Raw genomic sequence first — 26,974 nt, forward strand, 5'->3', positions numbered from 1 at the left:
GGTGGGGGCCTCGCAGGTCGTGGGGTGCGGCCCAGCGTACTGACCGAGGAGGGCGCAGGGGCGGGGGGAAGGCCGCGGGCGGATCACCAGAGGTGATGCCGCGTGTGCGGAAACGGTTCCAAGCGCACCCTGATTTCGCTAGTGTTAGAACACATGTTCGAACGCTGCGGCGAACTTCCCCACGAGCAGTGTCCCGGCGGCGTGCGCCGGATGCGGGAGTCGGTCGGTGTCGAGGGGAAGCGGGGAAGCGTCGTGGGACGGTACTACGGGGCGACGGTCTCGGTCGTGGAGGACCAGGGGCGTCCGCTCCGCTTCACGTGGAACGGCAGGGTGTACGGCGTGCGCCGGATCATCGACCACTGGGTCACCCTGCGGATGGACTGGACCCCGACGGTCGAGCCCCAGGTGCCCGAGCGCCGGCACTGGCGGGTGGAGGCGGGCGCTCTGGAGGCGCAGGGCGTGTACGAACTCCTGCACGACACCGTGTCCGACCAGTGGCTGCTCTCCCGGGTGTGGGACTGAGCCGCCTCAGAGGAGGTCGGCGGGCAGCAGGCTGTAGACCGCCAGGTGGGTGCGGCCCTCGTGCAGCGGCATGGCGTTGCGTTCGACGCCCTCGGGGGAGAAACCGGCCCGGACGGCCACGCGGCGCGACGCCGTGTTGCCGACCGCGGCCTTCAACTCCACGCGCTGGAAGCCCTGGTCGACGGCCCAGCGGGAGACGGCCACGGCCGCCTCGGTCGCGTATCCCAGGCCCCGCGCCCAGGGCGAGACGGCGTAGCCGATCTCGGTGATCATCGCGGGCCACTGCGTGCGCAGCAGACCGAAGGCGCCCACCAGACGGCCGGAACCCTTCTCGACGGCCGCCCACTGCTGCCCGTCACCGCTCGTGCGCAGCGCGGGCGCGGCCTCACGGCACCAGTGCTCGGCGATCTCGCGGGTGTAGGGGACGCCCGGAGCGGGGATCGGGACCCATCTCTGCACCGCCGGGTCGGAGTAGGTACGGAAGACGTCGTCGATGTCGGCCTCGACGAAGGCGCGCAGCCGCAGTCGCTCCGTTTCCAGGATCACGGACGGCATCATCGGTCTGGTCTGGGTGTCGGTCACGCTGGCGGTCTCCCGGAACGGCGGTGGGCTGCGCTCACGATACGCGGGCCGGCCCCGTGACCTGGCACGGGGCGGTCCGCCCCGGGCGGAGCCGCGGACCGGCCCTCCACCCGCGCATCCCCCGAGGCGCCCTGACCGGACGTCTTCGGAATGCCACCGGGCGCCCCCTCGGACGCCTCCAGCATGCTCCCGGGCGGGTCCGGGCGGGTCCGGTGTCTCCTGGCCTCTCCGGCTTCCCCGGGCGGATCCGGACTCCCCGGCGTCCCCGGCTTCCCCGGGCGGGTCCGGGTCAGCCGCGGCGGCGACCGGAGACGCGGTCGCGCACCAGGGTGTCGAACTCGGCGGCGAAGGCGTTGCCCGGGCACTCCGTGGCCAGCCAGTCGCGGTGCCGGGACAGGGTCTCGCCCGGAGTCCGGGCGCCGGTGTCGGGGTTGACGTAGGTGATCTCCGCCGCCGGGTCGAGGCTGGTCACCGCGCACAGCACGCGCAGCACCGCGACGAGCGAGTTCAGCGCCGCCCGCGTCGGGAGTTCGTCGGTGAAGTCGCCCAGCAGGCACACGCCCACGTTGGCGTGGTTGTACCCGTACACGTGCCCGGCCGTCACCGAACGCGCGTCGCCGGGCCGCGGTCGGCCCGCGAAGACGGGCACGTCGTCCTCGCCGGAGTGGCGGCCCTCGTAGACCACCCCGTCCGGGTCGATGAGGACGTGGTAGCCGATGTCGCCCCAGCCGAGTTCGGCGGCGTGGTAGCGGTACACGCCGCGTACGTCGGCCGCGTGGTCGCCCGTGGTCGCCATGGCCGTGTGGTGCACGGTCAACAGCTGTGTCCGGTGGAAGACGGGCGCCCACAGGTCGTTGCCGTCCTCGTCGAAACGCAGGGACTCGTCCGCGCCCCAGCCCGCCCGGGTTCGGAACCGTACCGGGCCGGGGGAACGGCGTGCGCGCCCGTCGTCGGCGTCGGCGGCCAGGGTCGCCCGCTCGGGCCCGCCGAAGCGCAGCTCCTCACCGTCGCGCAGGTTCAGGGCCGCGGTTCGGGCGTCGCCGCCGACCTCGTACCCGGTCGCGCCCCGCGGCGCGCGCACGAGGGCGGAGGCGGTCGGCTCGCGGTCGTCGCGGCCCCCGGTGTGCAGGTCGAGCGGTTGCCAGGGGCCGAGGCCGTCGGCGGTCTCGAACCGGATCGCGCCCGCGGGCGCGCCCGCCGCACGGGCCACCGCCACCAGGTCGAAGCGCCGGTCGGGGCGGACGACACCGCCGGTGGACGCCGGTTCTGACAGGACGCGGGGCACCGCGCGGTCGTCGGCCGCGGCCGACGGGGGAGAGGTGACCGGGACGGCCACGGCGGTCAGTCCGGCGGCCGTGGTGGCTCCGGTGAGGAAGGCGCGTCGTCGCATAGTGACTCCTGTGGTCGTGGCCGGGAGCGGGCCGCCGCGGCGGGAGGCGTCGCCAGACTGCCACAGGCCGATGACGTTCGGTAGCCCCCTGTCGGCGGGTGTGGCGCGTCGTCCACGGGAGGGCGGTGCCGTTGCGCCGAGGCGCCGCGAGCCGTCGCTCCTGCCTGATCTGCGTACACGTGTGGGGGCGCGGCGCATGGTCCACGGGAGGGGCGGTTCAGTTACGCAGAGGCGCCGTCCCGCCCGACCTGACGTGTGTACTCGTGTGGGTGGCTGCGGCGCGTCGTCCACGGGAGGGCGGTGCCGTTGCGTCGAGGTGTCGAGACGCCGTCCTGCCCGACCTGACCTGTGTACTCGTGTGGGCGGCGTGCGGCCTCCGGTACGTCATCGGCTAGTGTGCCCTCGTTTCGAGGGGGAGTGTGGACATGGCCTACGACCTGCGGCATCACGGTGACGCCGAGACCGGCGACGGACTGCTGGACTTCGCCGTGAACGTGCGCGGCGCCGCGCCTCCGGCGTGGCTGGGGCGCCGCCTCGCCGACTCCCTGGCGCACCTGGGCGCCTATCCGGACCAGGGCGCGGCCCGGGCCGCGGTCGCCCGCCGCCACGGTCGGGACGCCGACGACGTGCTGCTCACCGCGGGCGCCGCCGAGGCCTTCGTGCTGCTGGCGCGTGCCCTCACTCCGGTCCGGGCGGTGGTCGTGCACCCCCAGTTCACCGAACCCGAGGCCGCCCTGCGCGCCGCCGGGCACACCGTGGACCGGGTCGTGCTCGGCCCCGACTTCACCCTCGACCCGGCCCTGGTCCCCGAAGACGCCGACCTGGTCGTCCTGGGCAACCCCACCAACCCCACGTCCGTGCTGCACCCGGCCCGCACGCTGGCCGCCCTGGCCCGGCCCGGGCGGGTGCTCGTGGTCGACGAGGCCTTCGCCGACTGCGTTCCGGGCGAGCCCGAATCCCTGGCCGGGCGCCATGACCTGCCTGGGCTGGTGGTGGTCCGCAGCCTCACCAAGACCTGGTCGCTGGCGGGCCTGCGCGCCGGATACCTGCTCGCCGAACCCGGGCTGGTCGAGCGCCTGGCCGCTGCCCAGCCCCTGTGGCCGGTCTCCTCCCCGGCGCTGGCCGCGATCGAGGCGTGCTGCTCCCCCCGGGCGGTCGCCGAGGCCGACGTCTGGGCGGTGCGGCTGGAGGAGCGGCGCGCGGACCTGGCCGACGTGCTCAGGGCTTCGGGACTGTTCGTGCTCCCCGGAGCACGGGCGTCGTTCCTCCTGGTCAGGGCGCCCGGAGCGGATCTGTTGCGCGAGCGGTTGCGCGAGCGCGGCGTGGCCGTCCGGCGGGGCGACACCTTCCCCGGACTGGGGCGGGAATGGCTCAGGGTGGCCGTCCGGGAACCGAGTACCCACCGCGTGCTGGGGCGAACTCTGGCACAGTTGGTGGTGACTTGAGGCGCTCGGGGACCGTGTCGTCCGGGGTCCGGGGGGACCCGTGCGGACGGGACGAATACCGCACACTACGCTTAACGGTCTCTATGCGGAGCAAGTGGACCAGAGTGTAAGGGCGGTGACGGATGACGGGCGGAAGCATCCGGTGCGGCTGTCGCGGGGCCGAGGACGTTCCTCCGCCGCGCGGGCGTCGTCCGCGTCACGCGGCGGGGGCCCTCATGGTTCGGCTGGTGGCCGATGAGGCGGCGGGAGCCGTGCCGGGGCGCCGCGCAGCAGGGTGAGTATCCGCCGAAGACGCCCTCAGGGCAGCCGACACACCTCCACGGGGAGCGATCATGACCAACGACGACCGCGAGGACGCCAGGCGTGGCGAGCCGGCGCCGACGGCCGATCCCGGCCTCGGCGGGCTGCTCGACGGCCTACCGGAGAGCGGCCGCGGCACACGCGCCCAGCGTCCGCGCACGTCCGCCGGGCCCGCCAACCCGTTCCGCCGACCGCCCGCGGCGCCGGTCGAACCCGCACGGCGGACGACGACATCAGTGGAGCCCAGGACCGCGCCGACCCTTCCGTCCAGGCTCGAGGAGTCCGTTCCTTCTCGTGGGCCCGAGCCGTCGAGCGCGCCCGAGTCCGGGAGCGTTCCTCCTCCTGAGCTGGAGACCGCTGTCGCACCCGAGCACGCAGCCGCCCCCGAACGCGGACACGCTGCCGGTCCCGAGTCCGCGACCGCCCCCGACAACGCAGCCGCACCCGCGGCCGCTGCGGAGCCCGCGACTGTTCCCGACGCCGCGACCGTTCCCGCACGCGGCCCCGAGACCGCTGACGATCCCGCGACCACCGCCGGGCGCGAGCCCTCGCCCGAAGCCGCTCCCACTCCTCGACCCGCCCCCGCGACCGCGGCCGCCGGTGATCCCGCCCCGGACGCGCCGTCGCCCCACGCGCGAACCCCGTCCTCCGGGACGGGGCCCGTCGCGCCGCCGGTGACCGACCACCGGCCCAACGTCATCCCCTTCCGCGGCGGCGAACGCGAGCCGGCGCCCGAGACCCGGGCCTCCCGGCCCGCCCACGGCCACCACCCCGCCTCGGCGCACACCACCGCCGAACGGACACCGTCCCCGCCCGACACAGCACCCGAGCCCGCGCGGACCCGCGCCGCGGCACCCGAGCCGGAACAGAGCATGTACGCACACGAAGCAGCCGCGCCCGTCGAGGATCCGGACCGCACCGGACCGCCGAGCCGCACCCGCCCCCGGGCGGTCCCCACCGAACAGCCGACCGCCGCGTCCCCCGAGGACGGGGCCGTCCCCGCCACCGACGGGGCCGCCCCCTTCGACGACTGGGCCGGACACGCCTTCGACGACGCCGAGCGCGACGCCGTCTACCGCGCCATCCGTGAACGGCGCGACGTCCGCGTCGGCTTCCGCCCCGACCCCGTGCCGGACGACGTCCTCACCCGCGTCCTGGAGGCGGCCCACCAGGCGCCCAGCGTCGGCCACGTCCAGCCCTGGGACTTCCTGGTCATCGACGCCCCCGAGCTGCGCGCCCGCGTCCGCGACCTCGCCCAGGCCGAGCGCGACGACCACTCCCGGGCCCTGCCCAGCATCCGCGCGCGGGCCTTCTCCGGACTCAAGGTCGAGGCCATCCTCGACTCCCCGCTCAACATCGCCGTCACCGTCGACCCCACCCGCGGCGGCCGCCACGGACAGGGCCGCCACGCCCAGCCCGCCAGCGCCGCCTACGCCGCCGCCCTGGCCGTCGAGAACCTGTGGCTGGCCGCCCGCGCCGAGGGCCTGGGCGTGGGCTGGGTCGGCTTCGTCGACGAGCGGGACGTCGCCGACGCCCTCGAACTGCCCTCCCACCTCGACGTCGTCGCCTACCTCTGTGTCGGCTACGTCGAGGAGTTCCCCACCGAACCCGAACTCAGCCTCGCGGGCTGGGCCAAGGGGCGCCCCCTGTCCTGGGCCGTCCACCGCGACCGCTACGGTCACCGCGGTCTACCCGGCCAGGAGCCCACGAGCCTGCTGGAGGAGACCATCACCGCCATCGGAGGGCTGAACCCCCGCGCCGTGGAGGAGGCGAGGGACCGCCAGAACCGGATGACCAAGCCGCCGGGCTCCCTCGGGGTCCTGGAGGAGGTCTCGGTCCAGTTGGCCGGGCTCGCCGGGGAGTGCCCGCCGCCCATCCCCGAACCCGCCGCCGTCGCCGTCTTCGCCGGTGACCACGGCGTCCACGCGCAGGGGGTGACCGCCTGGCCCCAGGAGGTGACCGCCCAGATGGTGCAGAACTTCCTGGAGGGCGGCGCGGTCGTCAACGCCTTCGCCGAGCAGGTCGGCGCGGAGGTCACCGTGGTCGACGTCGGCGTCGTGGGCGACCTCCCCCGCGCCGCCGGGCTGCTGCCCCGCAAGGTCGCGCGCGGCACCGCCGACTTCACCCAGGGCCCGGCGATGACCCGCGCCCAGGCCCTCCAGGCGCTGGAAGGCGGTATCGAGGTCGCCCGCGACCTCGTCTCGGCCGGGAACCGGTGCCTGGTCACCGGGGACATGGGCATCGCCAACACCACGCCGGCGGCCACGCTCGTGTGCGCTCTCACCGGTGCGGATCCGGCCCAGGCCACCGGCCGCGGGACCGGCGTGGACGACGCCATGTACGAGCACAAGGTGGAGGTCGTGCGCCAGGCCCTGGCCGCCAACCCCGTGGACCGCTCCGACCCCATCGGTGTGCTGGCCGCCCTGGGCGGCCTGGAGCACGCCGCCCTGGCCGGGTTCGTCCTCGGCGGCGCCGCCCTGCGGGTGCCCGTGCTGCTGGACGGGGTCATCGCCGGAGCGGCCGCGCTGGTCGCGTCGGCGATCTCGCCCGAGTCCATGTCCGCGTGCTTCGCGGGTCACCGCTCCAGCGAGCCCGGGCACACGCTCGCGCTGGAGCACCTGGGGCTGCGCCCCCTGGTCGACCTGGAGATGCGGCTGGGCGAGGGTTCCGGAGCCCTGCTGGCGCTGCCGCTCCTGCAGGGGTCGGCGCGCGCGCTGCGCAACGTCGCCACCTTCGACGACGCGGGCGTGTCCACCGTCCACTGACGGTCGGAGGATCGGGCGACGGATCACCCGCGCCCGCCGTCCCCGGTCCGGGGCCGCGCGGGGCGCGGGCCGGTGCGGGCGGGGTCACACTCGCCGTGCCGATCCGTTTACGCGTCCGTAATGGCGCTTTGACAAGGTAATTTGTAGCAATCGCGAAACACTGCCGGCGGCGCGGCGGACCCCTCCGCCGCGCGCCCCGCCGTCGCCGCCGGGGAGCCGGCACGGACGACCGAAGGGGCGCGAACCATGACCTATCTCCTTGGTCTGCGCATGCAGGGCCGCGACGTCCTCGTCGTCGGCGGGGGCAGAGTCGCCCAGCGCCGGGTTCCGGTGCTGGTCGAGGCGGGGGCGCGCGTCACCCTCGTGGCCCCGGCCGTCTCCGCCGCACTGGAGGACCTCGCCGCCGCCGGCCACATCACCTGGTCGCGCCGCGCCTTCGCGCCCGGCGACGTCGCGGGGGAGGGCGCGCCCGCCTACTGGCTCGTCCACGCGGCCACCGACGACCCCGATGTCAACGCGGCCGTGGCCGCCGAGGCCGAGGACGCGCGCGTGTGGTGCGTGCGCGCCGACGACCGGCACGCCTCCTCGGCCTGGACCCCCGCCAGCGGAAACATCGGCGACATCACCGTCGGCGTCGTCGCCTCCGGTGACCCCCGACGGTCGGCCGGCCTGCGCGACGCCATCGCCGACGGACTGGCCGACGGCACCCTCGACGCCCGGCGCGGACGCGAACGGCTCACCGGCGTGGCCCTCGTCGGCGGCGGCCCGGGGGATCCCGGTCTGATCACGGTTCGGGGACAACAACTGCTGTCCCAGGCCGACGTCGTGGTCGTGGACCGGCTCGCGCCGACGTCCCTGCTCGACCGGCTGGCCGCCGACGTCGAGGTCGTCGACGCCGCCAAGATCCCCTACGGCCGGTCCATGACGCAGGAGGACATCAACGCGGTCCTCGTCGACCGGGCCCGCCAGGGCAAGTTCGTGGTGCGCCTCAAGGGAGGCGACTCCTTCCTGTTCGGCCGCGGGGGAGAGGAGGCGGCCGCCTGCGCCGCCGCCGGGATCCCGGTCATGGCCGTGCCCGGTGTGACCAGCGCGCTCGCCGCTCCCGCGAGCGCCGGGATCCCCGCCACCCACCGCGGCGTGGCCCAGGACGTGCACATCGTCTCCGCCCACGTGGCGCCCGACGACGAGCGCTCCACCGTCGACTGGAAGGGCCTGGCGGCGGCGGGCGGCACCGTGGTGGCGCTCATGGGCGTGGAGCGCATCGAGGCGATCTCCGCGGCCCTCATCGCCCACGGCCGTTCGGCGGACACGCCCGTCGCCGTGGTCCAGGAGGCCACACTGCCAGGGCAGCGAACCGTGACGGGTACGCTTGCGGGCATCGCTTCCGCGGTGCGATCGGCCAACGTTCGGCCCCCGGCGGTGGTGATCATCGGAGAAGTGGTCAAAACAGCGCGGGATCTTGACATACTGCACACGGGAACCCAGTTCGAGACCCATCGACAGGTGACCGGGCGCGATCTCCAGTGAGACCTCAGCCGGCGGTGTTCGTCGCCCGGACCGGCGGGGACCGTCAGCAGCGTTGAGGAGGGCAGACCGACATGACCCGGCCGTCGGCCGCACCGGACACCTCCGGTCCCGGTGCCTCGGACCGGTTCGCAACCGGACCGGACGCCACCTCTGACCAGCCCGACCAGGGCCACGTACCCATGCCCTCCGCGGGCGGCGGGGACGCTGCCCGCGGTGGGGAGCCCCACCAGCACGGCCGGCCCGTCGAGGCGGACCCGGCCGGTCGGCGGGCGCCCGCCCCCGACGAACGCCGGTTCGAGCAGATCCTGGAGACCCTGCGCGGCCAGGTCCGCGACCTGGAGTTCTCGGACGGCCTGCCCGGCGCCGAGGAGGGACGCGCCCTGCAGGCGGACGTCCTCGCCCAGCTGTCCGACTACGTCCTGCCGCGCGTGCGCCGCCCCGACATCCCGCTGCTCATCGCGGTCGCCGGGTCCACCGGCGCGGGCAAGTCCACCCTCGTGAACAGCCTCGTGGGCGAGCAGGTCACCACCACCGGCGTGCGCCGCCCCACCACGAACAGCCCGGTGCTGGCCTGCAACCCGGCCGACGTCGACTGGTTCAGCGAGGCGTCCTTCATCCCCACACTGCCCCGCGTGCGCCAGCAGGGCCTGGCCATGCCCGGCAAGGACGGCATGCTCGTCCTGGCCGCCAGCGAGGCCATGCCCCCGGGCGTGGCACTGCTGGACACCCCCGACGTCGACTCCGCCGTCGCGGCCCACCACGAGTTCGCGGCCAAGTTCCTCGACGCCGCTGACCTGTGGGTGTTCGTCACCACCAGCACCCGCTACGCCGACGCCCGCGTCTGGGAGTTCCTCCAGGTCGCACGGGACCGGGACACCTCGCTGGCCGTGGTCCTGTCCCGGGTGCCGCGCAAGGGCCGCCGCCAGCTGCTCGACCACTTCGGGGCCATGCTGGAGGCCAACGGGCTCGGCAACGCGGCCCGCTTCGCCATCCCCGAGACCGACCAGATCCGCGGGGAGCGCTTCACCTCCAACGTCGCCGACCACATCCGCGAGTTCCTCGCCGACGTGGCGGGGGAGGCCGACCAGCGCGACCGCGTCTCGCGCCGCACGTTCGTCGGCGTCATCGACAGCTTCCGCTCCCGCGTGCCCGAACTCGCCCGCCAGGTGGAGACCCAGATCGAGACCGGGCGGGCGCTCGGCGCCGCCGTCGACGACGCCTTCGCCACCGCGAGCCGCCGCATCGACACCGGCCTGGTCGACGGATCGCTCCTGCGGGGATCGCTCGGCGCACGCTGGCAGGAGGTCGCCGCCAGCGGCGACCTCGCCAAGAGCCTGCGCATGCGCGGCAAGCGCGGCCGCAAGGCCCGCAACGAGCAGGTCGAACGCGGTCAGCGGGTGTCCTCCCTGGAGCGGGCCGTGCGCGACGCCCTGGAGGCCCTGGTGGTCTCCTCCTGCGAGCGCGCCGCCGACCAGGTGGAACAGTCCTGGCGCGGCGTGCCCGGCGGCGCCGAGCTCGTCGTCCGCGCGCAGGAGCACCCGACCGCCGACCTCGCCAAGCGGATCCGCAAGGAGATCGCGCAGTGGCAGGACGAGATCGCCGGGATGACCACCGCCAGCGGTGCCACCAAGCGCTCCGTCGCCCGTTTCGTCACCTTCGACCACGACATCGTCGCCCTGGTCCTGATCATCGACCTGCTCGGCTTCGAGCGATCCCACTCCGGAGGCGGCGCCCACGCGGCCGACACCTCCGGTCCATCCCCACAACGCCTGCTCAAGGGCTTGTTCGGTGCTCAGTCCCTGCGCAGCATGGGCGGGACGGCACGTGACAACCTGCGTCGGCGGATCCTCGGGCTGCTCGACCACGAGCGCGTGCCCTTCGACGGCGCCCTGGCGTCGGCCGGGATCCCGACCGAGGACAGCGCCGTCCAGCTCTATCAGGCCACGTACAACCTTGAGATTTCACGATGACGACTCAGTGGAACCCCGCGCAGGCCTACCGGGCACCGGACGCGTCCGATCACCGCGCCGACGGTGAGGAACGCGAGAGCGCTCCGTCCGGCTCCGGCCCCTGGAACGACGCGCGCCCCGACCGGGGCGAGGCGGCGCCGACCGACAGCGGTCCCTGGCGCGGCTACACCATGCCCGTGCCCGAGCACCCCGACCACGCGGACACCTCCGGTGAGCCCGCCTACGACGGGATCTCGGGCTACCCGGACCCGTCCGAGGGCGCGGCCCCGCGGCCGGACCGCGGCGGGGAGGCGGACCCGCCGGAGCCGGCGGCCGGCCGCGAGCAGCCGGAGCCCTCACGGCGGCCCGGGCGGCACGCCCGGCCCTCCTCGCGCTCGGCGCGGGCGCACGCCGCCGCGGCGGCCAGGGAGACCGGCGCGGACCGGGACCAGGGCGAGCCGGAGGCCGCGGTGGAGCCCCACGGCGGCACGGGTGACCGGGGCGCGGCGACGCCCCCTGGTGCCGACGCCGCCGCCGACCGTGCCGCCGCGACCGGCAGGGGCGGCGAAGCACCCGACGCGGACCGCGCCGAGGGCGCCGACCACGACGACGACCCCGAAGGGCTCGCCGGGTGGGTGGGCAGCCTGGCCGAGGCGGCCGAGGACGCCCAGATCGCCGGGCGCACCACCGGCTCCTTCCCGATCGTGGCCCCGCCGACGCCCGGCGGAGCCCCGCGGTCGGTCCGGGACACGCGCGAGAGCGCGGACGAGGGCTCGTCCGACGACACCGGCCGGACTCCGCGCCGGCGCACCATGGCCGAGGCGGCCGAGCGGGACCCGGGAACCGTCGCGGAGCGCGACGCCGAGCCGTCGGCCCCCCAACCGCTGCCGCGCCGCGTCCCCGGCCCCTCCGCCGTCTCCGGATCCTTCCGGGCGGTGGGCCCCGAGGCGGCCGTCCCGGCCCCGGGAGCCGGTGAGGGGGGCGAGGCCGAGGACGCCGGACCGGCCCGCGCGCCGGAGGAGAGGGCCGGAGCCGAGCCCGCCGCCGTGGAGGACGAGGAGTACCGTCCCACCACCCACGACCACTGGCGCCCCACCTCCTCGATCAGCCGCACCGAGCTGGTCGAGCGCCTGGACGCGCTCTCCACACTCACCGAGCTGGGCCAGGACGACCTGCCCGAGGACCTGATCGCGCGCGCCGGCCAGCTGCTCGACCACGCGGGGGCCCGGCTGCGCCTGTCCGCCGAGCACACCGTCGTCGCGCTCGCCGGCGGCACCGGCAGCGGCAAGTCGTCGCTGTTCAACGCCCTGTGCGGGCTGGAGCTGTCCCAGACCGGCGTCACCCGGCCCACCACCTCCAAGGCCCACGCGTGCGTGTGGGGCCACGAGGGGGCCGACGCGCTGCTGAGCTGGCTGGGCGTGCCCAACCGGTACCGGCACTCGCGCACGAGCGTCCTGGACGCGGGCAACTCCGAGCTGACCGGCCTGGTCCTGCTCGACCTGCCCGACCACGACTCGGTCCGCAGCATGCACACGGCCGAGGCCGACCGCCTCATCGGCTCGGTCGACCTGCTCGTGTGGGTGCTCGACCCGCAGAAGTACGCCGACGCCGCCGTCCACCACCGCTACCTGGCCCAGATGTCGGGGCACGGCGCGGTCACCATCGCCGTCCTCAACCAGGTCGACAAGGTCGCGCCGGACGAGCTGGAGGAACTCCTGACCGACCTGCGGCGCCTGCTGGAGTCGGAGTCGGGTGTGCACCCGCGGGTGATCACCACGTCGACCATCACCGACCAGGGGATTCGCGACCTGCGCGAGTTCCTGGCCGAGACCGTGGGCGAGCGGCGGGCGCTCGTCGACCGGCTGGCCGCCGACCTGGACCAGGTGATCGAGCCCTTCGGGGAGTTCCGCGGCGACGCGCCGATCCCGGACGGCGTCCCCGCCGACACGCGCAGGCGCATCGAGAGCGGTCTGGCCGACGCCGCGGGCGTCTCCGCGGTCGCCGACGTCGTCGAGACCAACGACGTCCGGCGCGGCAGGCGCCAGGTCGGCTGGCCGGTGGCGCGGCACTCGGCGAAGCTGCGCAAGGACCCGCTGGCGGCGGTCCAGCTCGACTTCCTGCGCCGCGACGGCGAGCAGAGCGTGAGCGGCCCCGTCGACGCGCACGAGGCCGAGCTGGAGACCGTTCTGGGCGACGCCGCCGACGCCGTCTCCGAGGACATGCCGGGCCCGTGGCGCCGACGCATGCGCGCCGCCGCGCGCAGCGCGATGTCCGACCTGCCCGCCGAGCTCGGTGAGGGGGTCTCCGGCGCGGTCGGCGACCCCGGTCAGAGTCCGGCGTGGTGGAAGGCGGCCAGGGTCGCCCAGTTCGCGCTGCTGGCCGCCGCCGGGCTCGGTCTGGCGTGGGTGGTCGTGTCGCTGGTGAGCTGGCTGGGCGGCGGATTCACGGGGCTGCGGATGTTCGACGACCCCGTCTTCCTGGCCTACGCCGGTGCCCTGGTGGCCGCCGCGCTGTTCGTGGGCTGGCTCACCGGTCTCGGCTGCGGCAACCTCGTGGAGGTGGCGGCGGTCCAGCGCCGCGAGGAGGTCGAACGCGCCGCCCTGGCCAGGGTCAGGGAGATCGCCGGAACGCGGGTGGTGGAGCCGATGGAGGCCGAGCTGGGACGCTACCGGGCGTTCCGCGCGGCCTACGAGGTCGCCGCGCCCTCCGACTGACCCGCGGACGCTGTCGGGGGCGGACGGCGTCCGTGCCGCCCGCCCCGGTCCCTCTCGCGTGCGTGTGCGCTCGGGGCGCGTCCTGTGCGGTGCTCCGGGCTCGCCGGGCTTGCGCTCGCGGTGTCCCCGCGTTCGTGCGGCACGACCGGGCCGGACCGCACCGCGCACGGCGTCCCGCGGGAGACGGCCGCGCGACCGCCCGCTCACTCGGGAGCGCGCGGAGCAACGCTCCCTAGATCCAGTGGATGCCGGTGTTCATCTGACTGCTCCTTCGTCGGGCTGCCGAGGATCCGGAGGTCGGCATGTCGAAATAGGACACTCTGTGTCATGAGATGACTACAGAAGTCGGATCCCGCTGTCAGGATGCCGCACTTCGCGGCCGAGTCCAACCCTTCGTGGTCAAACAATTGCATGTAGTCACATGACGATGTGTGTCGAGCCGTGACCGACTCCGGCCACCGCGCCCCCCCGCGCGCGCCGCCTGGCGGCCTCCGATGTCAGGCTTCGAGTGTCGGCTCACCGACTCCTCCGCCTCGGCGTGTCGGGTCGGCGGGGCCGAGGGCTCGCTTCCCCTGTCCTCCTGCCTGCGTTGATCGTACAATCAGCAATTAAGCTATTACCCAAAGTAATGTAAAGTTGCGGGTGGCGTCTGCGGCGGTGAGCCCCACTGGCGTAGTGGCGTCGACCCCTGGGGCGTCGTAACCGAGTGGCACCGTAGGGGAACGCGGGGCGAATCAGGCCCGTCGAAGGGAGAACCGCGGGGGGCGGTGAGCTCATCAGAGACGGGTGTAGGGAACTGGGGGCAGAGAGTGACAGAGGGAGGGAGGGACAAGCCGTGAGTATCTCGGAGAAGCCGATGGCGGCCCGGGGGAACCCCTCTGGGGAGCGGGGGCGGTGGCCGATTCTCCAGCAGCCCCGGGGCCTGCTCGTCTACATGGGGTTCCTCCTCTTCGCCGTGCTGTTCCTGTTCGGGGCGACCATCGCGTTGACCGACGTGGTGCCCACGGATCTGACGACCTTCCTCGCGCTCGTCATGAGCGCGTCGGTGTGCGTGGAGGCGATCCGCCGGCTCGGGATGCCCGCCGGGCTCACGCGTGACCTGCTGGGCGCGTGGTGGTTCCCGGTGGTGGTCCTCCTGCCGCCGCTGTACTCGCTGCTGATGCCCATCCCCGTCTACCTCATGCTCCAGCTGCGCGCCCGCCCGGCCATGGCGCACCGGCGGGTGTTCAACGCCGTCTCGGTGGCGCTGTCGGGCTTCCTGGCCTCGGTGGCCTGGCACGCCTACTGGGGCGAAGGCCTCCTACAGGGCTTCAAGGGCACGCTGAACGCGCACGAGAACCTGGCCAGCGGGGCGGGCGTGGTCGTCGCGCTGCTGTGCTGCGCGGGGTTCACCGTCCTCAACACGCTCATCGTCGCCGTGGCGGCGCGGATCAGCAGCGGTCCGGGGCACAGCCTCCGGCCGATGTGGGACCGGGAGGCGCTCATCGTGGACGCCGTCGAATTATGTGTCGGCGTCACGGTCGCCATCCTCGCCCACCTCACCCTGTTCCTGCTGGTCATCGCGGTTCCTCCAGTGGTCCTGCTCCAGCGGAGCCTGCTCTACCAGCAGCTCCAGACGGCCGCGCGGACCGATCCCAAGACGGGGCTGCTGAACGCACCGACGTGGGAGCAGGAGGCCGCGATCGAGATCGCCAGGGCCCGTTCCGCGCGGAGCCGGGCCGCGGTGCTGATCGTCGACATCGACCACTTCAAGCGGGTCAACGACAACCACGGCCACCTCTTCGGGGACCAGGTGCTGCTGGGCGTGGCGACGACGATCGCCCAGCAGCTGCGGCAGTCCGACCTGCTCGGCCGGTTCGGCGGGGAGGAGTTCGTGGTCCTGCTGCCGGGGTCCGACACCACGGAGGCGTGGCAGGCCGCCGAGCGGCTGCGCTCCCAGGTGGGCCGGATGGAGATCTCGGTGGACGAGGTGCCGGTGTCGATCACCATCTCGATCGGCGTCGCGGTGATCGGCGACCACGGCAACGACCTGGTGGAGCTGCTGACCGCCGCGGACCTGGCGCTCTACCGGGCGAAGGAGACCGGCCGCGACCGCGTGTGCCTGCCCGCCGGGCGCCCGGGCGTCAGCGGGCGCATCCCCGGGCCGCGGGAGGAGGAGATCCCGGAACCCCCGGACGCCCTGGGCGCCTGAGGGTGCTGGGGCACCCGGGGCGCCCGGACGCTTGGGTGCCGGGGTGCCGGGGTGCCGGGGTGCCGGGGTGCCGGGGTGCCGGGGGGTACCGGTAGGCCGGGGTGCCGGGGTGCCTGGGGGTACCGGTAGGCCGGGGTCCTGCGGGGACCCGGCTGCCCGAGGACTCCTGAGCGGCGCCGGGGATGCCGGGGATCGGAGGTGCCGCAGGGGCACCAGGGGATCCTGTTGTCGGAGTGCTGGAGGGCGTCGGAGCGGCTGCCGGGAGCGGCTTTGCGGGCCTGACGGGCGAGCCGCGCGCTGTTCGTCCACAGGCGTGAAAAGGCCATTGCGCACGGTCACGACGTCACGCACCGTGAGTATATGGACGCAGAACAGCCTCGCTCCGCACCCGAACCCTCCTCCCGCCCCGGCGACGGTCTCGCCCCTGAAGCACCGGACGACGGCGGACGGTCCACCCATCCGGACACGACCGCCGACGGACGGCCGACCTCTCCCGGGGCGGCCGCGCCCCTCCGGGAATCGACCACTGACGGGCCCACCGGACCACCGGAGCGCGCGGCCGTACCGGCGCAGCGCCCCCCGGTCGAGAACGGTTCGACGGCGCTGACACTGGGCACCCCGACCGACGTCGTCGCGGCCCTCCCCTACCTGGTCGGCGAGCCACCGGACCCCGGCATCGTGGTGGTGGCCCTGCGCGGCACCCGTGCCCGCGCCGCCTTCGTCGCCGACCTGGCACGGGTCCCTGCCGGTCAGACGCCGCTGGAGCGGTCCCGGACCGTCGTTCGGCTGGCCGCGGAGGAAGGGAGCACCGGACTGGTGGCCGTGGGGCTCGGGCCGGTCGAGGTGGTGGGCCCCTACCTGGACGGCGTGGTCGGCGCCGCCCGGGAACACCGGCTGGACGTGCACGACGCCCTGCGGGTGGCGCAGGACCGCTACTGGTCGCATCTGTGCCACACGCCCGGCTGCTGCCCGCCCGAGGGCCACGTCCTGGACACCGGCCGGTCCACGGTTCCGGCACAGGCGGTGCTCATGGGGATCGCGCCCGCCGAGCCCGTGCGGCGCCCGGGCGAAGGGTGGGCGCGGCTGCGTGCTCTCATGCCGGAACCGGACGACGCCGCCGCGGCGGTGATGGAGGGCGTGACGGCCACGGTGGAGCAGCAGGCCCGGCGCATGGCCGCCGAGGTCGGGGAGGCCGCACTCGTGCGCCGTGGCACCACCGAGCTCCTGGCCGCGGTGCGCAGGGAGAAGGAGGGGCGCGGGGTGACCGGGGAGGACGAACTGGCCTGGCTCGGGCTCCACCTCACCCGAGTCGGCGCGCGGGACCAGGTGTGGGCTCGTCTGACCCGGGAGGACGCCGCCGCGCAGCAACGGTTGTGGGCACGGCTGACCGGACGGGTCTGCCCCCGGTACCGCCCGGCCCCGGCCGCCCTGCTCGCCGTGGCCGCCTGGCAGCTCGACGACGAGCCGCTGGCGCGGGCCGCCCTGGACGTGGCGCTGGCCGCCGACCCCGGCTACGGGATGGCGGTCCTCATGCGCCGAGCGCTGGACCTGGGCCTGCCGGTCCAGCGGTGGCGGGCGCACGCGCCCACGTGGCTCGACCGCCCGCCCGACGCCCCCGATCCCCCTGGTTCCGCCCCTGTGTCCGCTTCCTCAAGCTGCTCCGACACCTCTGGCACTTCCCGTTCATCTGCTACCGCCGATCCTCCCGGCCGTGGCTCGGGCTCCTCCGACCCATCCGACCCGTCCGACCCCTTCGGCTCAGGGGGCTCTTCCGGGCGCTCCTCCGGTTCCTGCGCTCCCTCCGACCCTTCCGACCCCTCGGGCCCTCCGGGGGCGCTCGGGGCCTCTGAGCCGCCGTAGGGGGTCTGCGGTGCGGAGCGCACCTCTCGGCGGCGGGGCGCGGGCCCGCCGAGGACTCCTCGGCGTCCGGGGGGCGCCGACGGACGCGGTCGCGTCCCCGAAGCCCCCGGCGGCCGGCGCCCAGGCCGCCGGCCGGTCGGGACCGCGTCCGGCGGGCCGGTGCCCGGTGGCGCCCGGACCGTCCGGAGCGAGAACGAGTGGGAGAGCACAGAAGAGCACAGAACGGTCGTCCCGGGATCCGGTGTGTGGTCTCGGCAAGCGACGGAACCCCGTAGCCTGGGAGGCATGCCGGAGTACATCTACACAATGCAGAACGTGCGCAAGGCGCACGGCGACAAGGTCGTCCTTGACAACGTTTCGGGGTCGTTCCTGCCCGGAGCCAAGATCGGTGTCGTGGGCCCCAACGGTGCGGGTAAGTCGACGCTGCTGAAGATCCTGGCCGGCATCGAGCAGCCGTCCAACGGCGAGGCGCGGCTCATGCCGGGATTCTCCGTCGGGCTGCTTGCACAGGAGCCCGTCCTGGACGCCGACAAGACGGTGCTGGAGAACGTTGAGGACGGAGTCGCCGACACCAAGGCGATGATGACCCGCTTCAACGAGATCGCCGAGCAGATGGCGACGGACTACTCCGACGACCTGTTGGAGGAGATGGGCAAGCTGCAGGAGCAGCTCGACCACCGCAACGCCTGGGACCTGGACAGCCAGCTGGCCCAGGCCATGGACGCCCTGCGCTGCCCGCCCGGCGACGCCTCCGTCACCCAGCTCTCGGGTGGTGAGAAGCGCCGCGTCGCCCTGTGCAAGCTGCTCCTGGAACAGCCCGACCTCCTCCTCCTGGACGAGCCCACCAACCACCTCGACGCCGAGAGCGTGAACTGGCTGGAGCAGCACCTGGCCAAGTACCCCGGCACGATCGTGGCGATCACTCACGACAGGTACTTCCTCGACCACGTCGCCACCTGGATCCTGGAGCTGGACCGCGGCCAGTTCTACCCCTACGAGGGCAACTACAGCACCTACCTCGAGACCAAGCAGACCCGTCTGAAGGTCGAGGGGCAGAAGGACGCCAAGAAGGCCAAGCGCCTCAAGGAAGAGCTGGAGTGGGTGCGCTCCAACGCCAAGGCGCGCCAGACCAAGAGCAAGTCCCGTCTGCAGCGGTACGAGGAGATGGCCTCCGAGGCGGACAAGACCAGGAAGCTGGACTTCGAGGAGATCCAGATCCCGCCGGGTCCGCGTTTGGGCAACACCGTCGTTGAGGTCAAGAACCTCACGAAGGGCTTCGACGACCGGGTGCTCATCGAGGACCTGAGCTTCTCCCTTCCGCCGAACGGCATCGTCGGTGTGATCGGCCCCAACGGTGTCGGTAAGACGACCCTGTTCAAGATGATCATGGGGGAGGAGACCCCCGACCAGGGCAAGATCAACATCGGCGAGACCGTCCAGATCTCCTACGTCGACCAGTACCGCGGCCGGATCGACGACAGCAAGAACGTCTGGGAGACCATCTCCGACGGCGAGACCTTCATCGAGGTCGGCAAGGTCGAGATCCCCAGCCGCGCCTACGTCGCCGCCTTCGGCTTCAAGGGTTCGGACCAGCAGAAGCCCTCCGGCGTGCTCTCCGGCGGTGAGCGCAACCGCGTCAACCTCGCGCTCACGCTCAAGCAGGGCGGCAACCTGCTGCTCCTGGACGAGCCCACCAACGACCTGGACGTCGAGACGCTCGGCTCGCTGGAGAACGCGCTGCTGGACTTCCCCGGCTGCGCCGTGATCACCTCCCACGACCGGTGGTTCCTCGACCGCGTCGCCACGCACATCCTCGCCTGGGAGGGCGACGCCAACTGGTACTGGTTCGAGGGCAACTTCGAGTCCTACGAGAAGAACAAGATCGAGCGCCTGGGCCCGGACGCCGCGCGTCCGCACGCGGTCACGCACCGCAAGCTCACCCGCGACTGACACCGCGGCACTCGCGCGCGAACCCCGCCGGTCGGATCCGTCCGACCGGCGGGGTTCGCGCGTGTCCGGGCCGGATGCGGTACGCCGATATTCCCTGTACCGGCCGTGCGGGCGCGGCTAGAGTCCCGCCATGACGATGCTGAGCGTGCCCTATCACCTGGACGAGTACCTGCCGGACTTCCGGCTCCCGTGGCGCGGACACACGGAGACGGTGATGGAGGAGTTGCCGGACTCCGACTCGTGGTCGCGGATGGCGGTCCTGCACGAGGCCGTCGCCGCACGCGTCGCCGACGAGGTCCGGGCCGGTCGCACCCCCACGGTCCTGTCCGGCGACTGCATGGTGGCGCTCGGGACCGCCGCCGGAGTCCAGCGGGCGGGCGTGGACGCCTCCGTCGTGTGGTTCGACGCGCACGGTGACGTACAGACGATGGAGACCAGCGCCTCCGGCTACGCCGGGGGCATCCCCCTGCGGGTGCTGGCGGGCTACCGGCCGGACCCGGCGATGGACCGGCTCGGGCTGCGGACCATCCCCGAGGCGCGGCTCCTGCTGGTGGACGGGCGCGACCTGGACCCGCCCGAGGCCGAGTACCTGCGCACGTCCGCCGTCCGACACTCCGGCGTCGCCGACCTGGGGGCCGGGGACCTTCCCGGGGGACCGCTCCTGCTGCACGTGGACCTGGACGTCATCGACCCGGACGAGGTACCGGGCATGCTCTTCCCGACACCCGGCGGACCGAGCCGCGGCACCGTGGTCGAGGCCGTCCACCGCGTCCTGGACACCGGCCGCGTCGAAGCCGTGAGCGTGGGCTGCACGTGGCGGCCGGACCGCGAGGAGGACCTGCCCGGCGGTGTCCGGGCGAAGCTGCTCGCCGCGCTCCTGCGGAGGTGACCGCGATCTGAGAAGGCGTCCCTGAGGAGGCGCCGTGACCGGGCGGGGCGGCGGAGGGGTCCTCCACCCGGACTCCGTCTCGGCCTTGCGCCGGGGCGCGGGTCCGGCTGCCCGCCCGACCCCCGTCCCGACGTCCGTCTCGGCCTTTGGCCGGGCACCTGGCCAGCTCCTGCACGCATTCGGCCGGACCTCCGCTCGGCCCTGCCCGGCGCCGGTGTTCGGACGTCGCTCGGCGCACGGTCGTCTCGCGGGTGCCCGGCCCTGTTCGAGCCCCTGTGGCCCGGGGCTCTGCCCGGCGTTGGCGGTGTCGCATACGCTGGTGGGCGATGACTTCCGCGCGAGATGACCAGCAGAGCAGGGACGAACAGCCGGTGCATATGACGTTCTACGAGGCCGTGGGCGGGGAGGAGACCTTCACCCGCCTGGTCCGCCGCTTCTACGAGGGTGTGGCCGACGACCCCGTGCTGCGGCCCATGTACCCGGAGGAGGACCTGGGCCCGGCCGAGGAGCGCCTGCGCCTGTTCCTCATCCAGTACTGGGGCGGCCCGCGCACCTACAACGAGCAGCGCGGACACCCCCGCCTGCGGATGCGCCACGTGCCGTTCCGGATCGGGGCCGCCGAGCGCGACCGCTGGCTGGCGCACATGCGCGCGGCCGTGGACTCCGTCGCGCTGCCCGCGGCCCTGGAACGCCAGCTGTGGGAGTACATGGTGATGGCCGCGCACAGCATGGTCAACGTCGCCGAGGACGCGGCGCCCCCGGCCGTGGCCGACCCCACCTCCCTGTCCGTGACCCCCAGCGACAGCGGTGACGATGACGAGGGCGAGACCGTCACGATCTCGCTGAAGTGACCCCTTCCCGGACCGCGGCCGCCAGGACGGCCACGGGGCGACCGCCGCGTTCCGGGCTCAGGCGTAGTCCGCGAGGAAGGCGCGCTCCCGCTCGTTGAGGCGGCGGGCGCGCTGCGTGTCGACGTCGAACCCCACCAGGACCGTGCTGGCGCGCAGGAACACCGTCGTGTCGTCGCGGATCTCGTAGGCCAGCGTGAAGCTGGCGTTGCGCACCTCGGTCACCCACAGCTCCACGCGCACGGGCGTGGACCTGGGCAGCAGCGGCGCCACGTAGTCCGCCTCCTGGCGGGCCACGACCATGGCGCCGAACACCTCCTCGCCCGCCTCCACGACACCGTCGTAGCGCAGGAAACCGATCCTGGCGTCCTCCAGGTACGTGAGCATCCGGACGTTGTTGACGTGGTGCTGCGGGTCAAGGTCGGCGTAGCGGACCTGAGCCAGGTGCACGTGCCGCCGGGGCTGTGTCCCGGTGTCCGGGCCGCCGGCCTCGATCTGTGTCACGTCCTGGTCCTCTCGTGGGTGGTCTCCCGGGGAGCGTGTCCTCCATTGTCCCAACGCTCCCCAGGAGATCTCGCGGCCGCCCGTGCCCCAGCGCTGTGGCATTGCTCTCGGGCCGACCCCTGATCAGGGCAGGACGAGCCCCAGGTGGTGGGCGCAGAAGGCCAGCTGCTCGGCGCTGAGCGCCACACTGCGGCTCACCGACCGCGAGCTGTGCCCGACCTCCGACTCGCGGCGCAGCAGGATCGGGGCGTCCTCCAGCGGTGCGGAGGTGGCCTCCTGCAACAGCGCGCAGAGCTTGCGCGCGTGCAGCGGGTCCACCCGGGTGTCGTTGTCGAACACGGTGAAGAGCGTGGCCGGGTACCGCGTCCCCTCACGCACGTTGTGGTACGGCGAGTACCCCAGGAGCCAGCCCAGCTGCTCGGGATCGTCCGCGCTGCCGTACTCCACGTTCCACAGCTGGCCCAGGCCGAACCGCTCGTAGCGCACCATGTCCAGCAGCGGGGCCGAGCACACGGCCGCGGCGAACAGGTCCGGGCGCTGGGTGACCATGGCGCCGACCAGCAGGCCGCCGTTGCTGCCGCCCATCACGGCCAGACGCTCGGGCGTCGTGACGCCGGTGGCCACCAGGTGCTCGGCGGCGGCCGCGCAGTCGTCGAAGACGTTCTGCTTGCGGTCGAGCATCCCGGCCTCGTGCCACTCCTCGCCCTCCTCCAGCCCGCCGCGCAGGTTGGCGACGGCGTACACCCCGCCGGCGCGCACCCACGCCAGCGTGGAGGCGGAGTACGCGGGGCTCAGCGAGATGCGGAAGCCGCCGTATCCGTAGAGGATGGTCGGCCGCGGGCCGTCGGACCCCTCCAGCGGCGAGACCACCAGCATGCGCACGGCCGTGCCGTCCTTGGAGGTGAACGTGACCTGCTCGGTGCGCACCGGGGGCACGTCGACCTCACCGGGGGCCTCGTCCCACAGGGTCACCTCGCCCGCGCGGGCGTCGTAGCGGTACACCGCGGACGGGTGCACGCTGTCGGTGTAGCCGAACCAGCACTCGTGGCCGCCCTCGGGCCGTTCGGCCAGCCCGCCGATCGTGCCCAGCCCGGGCATCGTCAGCGCGCCCAGCCGTTCACCCGTGGCCAGGTCGTGCCGGGTGACCTCGTCGATCGCGTGGCGGCTCCAGGCGACCAGCAGCTCGGGCCGCTCCATCCCCGGGCCGTCGAGGATCGCGAAGTCCTCCAGGACGGCCTCCGGGTCCTCCGCGACCAGGGTCGTCCAGTGCTCCGGCCCGGGCGCGGCCGGATCGGTCACGCACAGCCGCCCGCGCGGCGCCCCGCGGTCGGTCTGCAGGTACAGGCGGCCGTCCCGCCCCACGTGGGTGTCCAGGGCCGACACCATGCCCTGCTGCACGGGCACCAGCCGCGGTGCCTCCGGGCCGCTCTCCGCCAGGTCGGCGATCCAGGCGTCGGTGCCCGGCGCGGTGCCGCGCACCGCGCTCAGCAGCAGCCACCGCCCGTCGCGGCTCACCGAGGGGACGAAGTACTCGGTCTTTTCCCGGCCGGAGCCGAAGACGAGGACGTCCTCGCCGGTGGGCGTGCCCAGCCGGTGCAGGTAGACCCGGCGGTGGTAGTTCTCCTCGCCTTCGGGGACCTCGTCGGGCGGCAGGCGGCGCACGTAGTAGAAGGCCGAGCCGTCCGGGAGCCAGGCGATGGGGGAGTAGCGGGCCCGGTCGATGGGGCCGTCGACGGTCTCCCCGGTGCCGACGTCCATCACCCGCAGGACCGACTCCTCGTCACCGCCCTCGGAGAGCTGGTAGGCCAGCAGGCGGCCGTCGCGGTCGGGCCGCCAGGAGTCCAGCGTGGTCAGACCGGTGGAGTCGAGCGCCCCGGGGTCCAGCAGGACGCGTTCGGGGCCGTCCCCGTCCTGGACGTAGAGCACCGCGTGCTCCTGGTCGGCGGTGCGCCGCATGTGGAAGCGGCGCTCCCCGCGCCAGACGGGCGGGCCCACGGTCCCGGCGCCGAGCAGGGCCCGGACGTGGTCGGTGAACCAGTCACGGCTGTGGAAGCGGGTGGCGAAGCGCGCGTAGAGGCCGTCCTGGGCGGTGGCCCATTCCTTGGTGGCGGCGGAGTCCGTGTCCTCCAGCCACCGGTAGGGGTCGGCGACGGCGCGGCCGTGCAGGGTTTCGAGGAGGTCCAGCCGTTCGGCCGGCGGGTAGCGGAGTTCACGCATGCTTCGCACCCTATCCACCGGTATCCACCACGGAGTGTTCGGCGCGGCGCCAGGGTGATTCCGGGTCCCGAGGGAGCACAATGGGGCCCAGAAACGGGAGTTCACGCGTTTCTGGGGTTCCCAACGAAAATTGGGGTGGCGCCGAAGCGGTCCGACCACGCAAACTGAATGCGGGACGCAACTCGGCGGGACCACCGGGAGGTCCGTGTGGCAAGGCGAACGGAACCACTGATCCTCGGATCGGTGCACAGGGAGGTCTCCTGGCTGGCCGAACGGCTGGCCGGGGAAGAGACACGGCCGACGGCCGGGGCGAGGCCATGAGCGCCGCGCGCAGCAGGGAGGGCGGTCCAGGCACCGCCCGCCGCCACGTGTTGCTGCTCAACGCCAGCTTCGAACCACTGACGACACTGCCGCTGCGCAGGGCGATTCTCCTCGTCCTGCGGGAGAAGGCGGAGGTCGTGCACGGAGACGACGCCGGAACCGTGCTCCACTCGGCGACACGCGCCTACGACGTGCCGTCGGTCATCCGGCTCAGACGTTACATCAGCGTCCCGTACAGCCGCAGGGTGCCGCTCACCCGCGTGGCACTTATGCGTCGGGACCGACACACCTGCGGCTACTGCGGGAAGAAGGCGGAGACGATCGACCACGTCGTGCCGAGAAGCCGGGGCGGGGCGCACATGTGGGAGAACGTGGTGGCGGCGTGCAAGCCGTGCAACCACCGCAAGGCGGACAAGTTCCTGGACGAACTCGGGTGGGAACTGCGCATCACCCCCAAGGTGCCGAAGGGCCCCCACTGGCGGCTGATCAACGGTGACCTGCACGGCGACCCCCAGTGGGAGCCGTACATGGCTCATCTGGCGGCCTAGGGCCCGACACGGGCCCGGGCGCAGGCCCGGCCAGAGGACGACGGGGCCGGGATCAGGCGTCCCAGCCCGGCCCCGCCGCACCGCCGGGAGTCCGTATCCTGGGCCCATGCCCAGATACGACTTCCGCTGCCGCGAGTGCGGCGACACCTTCGAACTCTCCCGCCCCATGTCCGACTCGGACACACCGGCCGACTGCCCGCAGGGGCACGGCGACACCGTCCGGCTGCTGTCCACCGTGGCCGTGGGCGGACGCGCCGCCGCCCCCGCGCCCTCCGGTGGCGGAGGATGCTGCGGGGGCGGCTGCTGCTCCTAGGGCGTCGGTGGCGAAGGGCGGATGCGCGCGGATGCGCCCTCGCGCCTTCCGGGGCGCTTCACGCCGGGGCCTTCGTCGTCGACTTGCCTTGCTTGGTCCTCGCTTTGGCGCGGATCAACCCCCTGGGGTGCGGGCAGGCTGAACGGCCTGCCTCCCAACCCCAGGGGTCCTGCGGTCAGTTCTCGATCTGGCTCACGTCGCGCGCGGCGCCGGTCGAGGCGGAGGTCGCCATCGCGGCGTAGGCCCGCAGCGCCGCGGTGACCGGGCGCTGCCGGTCACGCGGCCTGAACCGGCCCAGCTCCTTGAGCAGGCGCTCGCGGCGCGCGGCCAGCTCCTCGTCGGAGACCTCCAGGACCAGGCCGCGGTTCGGGATGTCGATGCTGACCACGTCGCCGTCCTCGACCAGGGCGATGTCGCCGCCCGCGGCCGCCTCCGGGGAGGCGTGCCCGATCGAGAGCCCGGACGTGCCGCCGGAGAAGCGGCCGTCGGTGATCAGCGCGCACGCCTTGCCCAGGCCGCGGCCCTTGAGGAAGCTCGTCGGGTACAGCATCTCCTGCATGCCGGGACCGCCCTTGGGGCCCTCGTAGCGGATGACCACGACGTCGCCGGGCTCGATCCGCTTGTTGAGGATGCCGTCGACCGCGTCCTCCTGCGACTCGAACACCTTGGCCGGGCCGGAGAAGGTCCACAGCTCCTCCTCCACGCCCGCGGTCTTGACGATCGCGCCGTCGGGGGCGAGGTTGCCGAACAGCACCGCCAGGCCGCCGTCCTTGGTGTAGGCGCTGGCCACCGAGCGGATGCAGCCCTGCTCGCGGTCGGTGTCCAGCGTGTCCCAGCGGACGCTCTGCGAGTAGGCCCTGGTGGTGCGCACACCGCCGGGGGCCGCGTGGAACAGCTCCACGGCCTCGGGCAGGACGGTGTCGGAGACGATGTCCCACTCGGCGATGAACTCGCCGATGGTCTTGCCGTGCACCGTGGGCAGTGAGGTGTCCAGGAGGCCGCCGCGGGCGAGTTCGCCCAGGATGGCGGGGATGCCGCCGGCCCGGTGGACGTCCTCGATGTGGTACTTCTCCGTGTTCGGCGCCACCTTGCACAGGCAGGGCACCTTGCGGGAGACCTCGTCGATCTCGGGGAGCCCGAAGTCCACGCCGGCCTCGGTGGCGGCGGCGAGCAGGTGCAGGATCGTGTTGGTGGAGCCGCCCATGGCCACGTCCAGGGCCATCGCGTTGCCGAAGGCGGCGGGCGTGGCGATGGACAGCGGCAGGACGGAGGGGTCGTCGTCCTCGTAGTAGCGCTTGGCGGCCTCGACGACCCGGCGTCCGGCGTCCTCGTACAGCGCCCTGCGGGCGGTGTGCGTGGCCAGGACGGTGCCGTTGCCCGGCAGGGCCAGCCCCATGGCCTCGGTGAGGCAGTTCATCGAGTTGGCGGTGAACATGCCCGAGCACGAACCGCAGGTCGGGCAGGCCGCCTCCTCCATCTCGTCGAGCTCGGCCTGGGAGACGCTCTCGTCGGCCGCCGCGATCATGGGGTTGATGAGGTCGAGCTTGCGCACGGTGGTCGCGGTGCCGTTGACGACGGTGACCTTGCCGGCCTCCATGGGCCCGCCGGAGACGAAGACCGTGGGGATGTTCAGCCGCAGCGCGGCCAGCAGCATGCCCGGGGTGATCTTGTCGCAGTTGGACACGCACACCAGCGCGTCGGCGCAGTGGGCGTTGACCATGTACTCCAGCGAGTCGGCGATGAGCTCGCGGCTGGGCAGCGAGTAGAGCATGCCGCCGTGGCCCATGGCGATGCCGTCGTCGACCGCGATGGAGTTGAACTCGCGGGGGACGCCGCCCGCCTCGCGGATGGCGTCTGCCACGACCTCGGCGACCTGGCGCAGGTGCACGTGGCCCGGGACGAACTCGGTGAAGCTGTTGGCCACGGCCACGATCGGCTTGCCGAAGTCCTCACGCTCTACGCCGGTGGCGCGCATGAGGGCGCGGGCGCCGGCCATGTTCCGGCCGTGGGTCACCGTACGAGAGCGTAGGGCTGGCATGGGGAGACTCCCATCGAATCGGGTGTTTCCCCCTGATGGTAGCTCCCTCACCGGACGGATGTGGTCTCGGGACGGAAGACCGCCTGTCCGCATGTTGAGAT

18 protein-coding genes are annotated in these 26,974 nt (G+C 73.5%); 13 read left to right on the plus strand and 5 right to left on the minus strand.

Translation table 11 applies throughout. From position 1 onward, the window contains the following. Nucleotides 1-210 precede the first annotated feature (210 nt). Entirely contained in the window at nt 211-522 is a 312-nt protein-coding gene (locus tag ADL05_RS09190) for a DUF6504 family protein (protein WP_053616493.1), read from the plus strand. Nucleotides 523-528: 6 nt separating this feature from the next. Here the strand turns inward: ADL05_RS09190 and ADL05_RS09195 are convergent, their stop codons facing one another. Both ADL05_RS09195 and ADL05_RS09200 read right to left on the minus strand, forming a co-directional pair. Beyond that, nucleotides 529-1,080 (minus strand): GNAT family N-acetyltransferase, encoded by a 552-nt coding sequence (locus tag ADL05_RS09195; RefSeq protein ID WP_369800915.1) that lies wholly within the window; start codon nt 1,078-1,080, stop codon nt 529-531. A 313-nt stretch (nt 1,081-1,393) separates the two neighbouring features. After that, a complete protein-coding gene (locus ADL05_RS09200; RefSeq protein WP_053616459.1) occupies nt 1,394-2,494 on the minus strand; it encodes a peptidoglycan recognition family protein in 1,101 nt (366 codons plus the stop codon). Nucleotides 2,495-2,919: 425 nt separating this feature from the next. Here ADL05_RS09200 and cobC point away from each other — a divergent pair, with 425 nt between their 5' ends. The 10 genes from cobC to ADL05_RS09250 all read left to right on the plus strand — a co-directional run bounded on the left by cobC (nt 2,920) and on the right by ADL05_RS09250 (nt 20,935). Beyond that, nucleotides 2,920-3,939 carry an Rv2231c family pyridoxal phosphate-dependent protein CobC gene (gene cobC, locus ADL05_RS09205; protein ID WP_053616460.1) on the plus strand — a complete coding sequence of 340 codons (1,020 nt, stop codon included), beginning with the start codon at nt 2,920-2,922 and terminating at the stop codon, nt 3,937-3,939. 332 nt (nt 3,940-4,271) lie between these two features. Continuing rightward, nucleotides 4,272-7,004: a nicotinate-nucleotide--dimethylbenzimidazole phosphoribosyltransferase gene (cobT, locus tag ADL05_RS09210; RefSeq protein WP_053616461.1), complete on the plus strand. Its 2,733-nt coding sequence runs from the start codon at nt 4,272-4,274 to the stop codon at nt 7,002-7,004. A gap of 246 nt (nt 7,005-7,250) precedes the next feature. After that, nucleotides 7,251-8,531 carry a uroporphyrinogen-III C-methyltransferase gene (gene cobA / locus ADL05_RS09215; RefSeq protein ID WP_053616462.1) on the plus strand — a complete coding sequence of 427 codons (1,281 nt, stop codon included), beginning with the start codon at nt 7,251-7,253 and terminating at the stop codon, nt 8,529-8,531. Nucleotides 8,532-8,602: 71 nt separating this feature from the next. Then, nucleotides 8,603-10,501 (plus strand): dynamin family protein, encoded by a 1,899-nt coding sequence (locus tag ADL05_RS09220; RefSeq protein WP_053616463.1) that lies wholly within the window; start codon nt 8,603-8,605, stop codon nt 10,499-10,501. Then, the gene (locus ADL05_RS09225; RefSeq protein WP_053616464.1) at nt 10,498-13,194 is read left to right on the plus strand and encodes a GTPase; all 2,697 of its coding nucleotides are present in this window, start codon (nt 10,498-10,500) and stop codon (nt 13,192-13,194) included. Before ADL05_RS09220 ends, ADL05_RS09225 begins: the two co-directional genes overlap by 4 nt. Nucleotides 13,195-14,029: 835 nt before the next feature. Continuing rightward, nucleotides 14,030-15,385, plus strand: coding sequence for a GGDEF domain-containing protein (locus tag ADL05_RS09230; RefSeq protein ID WP_053616465.1), 1,356 nt, complete (start codon nt 14,030-14,032; stop codon nt 15,383-15,385). Between the two features lie 360 nt (nt 15,386-15,745). After that, nucleotides 15,746-17,245: a DUF4192 domain-containing protein gene (locus ADL05_RS09235; RefSeq protein WP_053616466.1), complete on the plus strand. Its 1,500-nt coding sequence runs from the start codon at nt 15,746-15,748 to the stop codon at nt 17,243-17,245. Nucleotides 17,246-17,530: 285 nt separating this feature from the next. Beyond that, nucleotides 17,531-19,195 carry an energy-dependent translational throttle protein EttA gene (ettA, locus tag ADL05_RS09240; RefSeq protein ID WP_053616467.1) on the plus strand — a complete coding sequence of 555 codons (1,665 nt, stop codon included), beginning with the start codon at nt 17,531-17,533 and terminating at the stop codon, nt 19,193-19,195. Between the two features lie 130 nt (nt 19,196-19,325). Further along, nucleotides 19,326-20,084 (plus strand): arginase family protein, encoded by a 759-nt coding sequence (locus ADL05_RS09245; RefSeq protein ID WP_231640674.1) that lies wholly within the window; start codon nt 19,326-19,328, stop codon nt 20,082-20,084. Nucleotides 20,085-20,410: 326 nt separating this feature from the next. Next, nucleotides 20,411-20,935, plus strand: a complete 525-nt coding sequence (locus tag ADL05_RS09250; protein ID WP_231640675.1) for a globin — start codon at nt 20,411-20,413, stop codon at nt 20,933-20,935. A 57-nt stretch (nt 20,936-20,992) separates the two neighbouring features. Here the strand turns inward: ADL05_RS09250 and ADL05_RS09255 are convergent, their stop codons facing one another. Continuing rightward, nucleotides 20,993-21,436, minus strand: coding sequence for a thioesterase family protein (locus ADL05_RS09255; protein ID WP_053616469.1), 444 nt, complete (start codon nt 21,434-21,436; stop codon nt 20,993-20,995). A gap of 123 nt (nt 21,437-21,559) precedes the next feature. Next, entirely contained in the window at nt 21,560-23,653 is a 2,094-nt protein-coding gene (locus tag ADL05_RS09260) for a prolyl oligopeptidase family protein (RefSeq protein ID WP_053616470.1), read from the minus strand. A gap of 368 nt (nt 23,654-24,021) precedes the next feature. Here ADL05_RS09260 and ADL05_RS09265 point away from each other — a divergent pair, with 368 nt between their 5' ends. After that, entirely contained in the window at nt 24,022-24,522 is a 501-nt protein-coding gene (locus ADL05_RS09265) for an HNH endonuclease (RefSeq protein WP_053616495.1), read from the plus strand. Between the two features lie 106 nt (nt 24,523-24,628). Next, nucleotides 24,629-24,835 carry a zinc ribbon domain-containing protein gene (locus tag ADL05_RS09270; protein ID WP_053616471.1) on the plus strand — a complete coding sequence of 69 codons (207 nt, stop codon included), beginning with the start codon at nt 24,629-24,631 and terminating at the stop codon, nt 24,833-24,835. A 175-nt stretch (nt 24,836-25,010) separates the two neighbouring features. On the opposite strand, the gene ilvD is transcribed toward ADL05_RS09270, so the two are convergent. Further along, entirely contained in the window at nt 25,011-26,873 is a 1,863-nt protein-coding gene (ilvD, locus tag ADL05_RS09275; protein WP_082376223.1) for a dihydroxy-acid dehydratase, read from the minus strand. Between the last annotated feature and the right edge of the window lie 101 nt (nt 26,874-26,974).

The organism is Nocardiopsis sp. NRRL B-16309 (genome assembly GCF_001279585.1).
Lineage (GTDB): Bacteria > Actinomycetota > Actinomycetes > Streptosporangiales > Streptosporangiaceae > Nocardiopsis.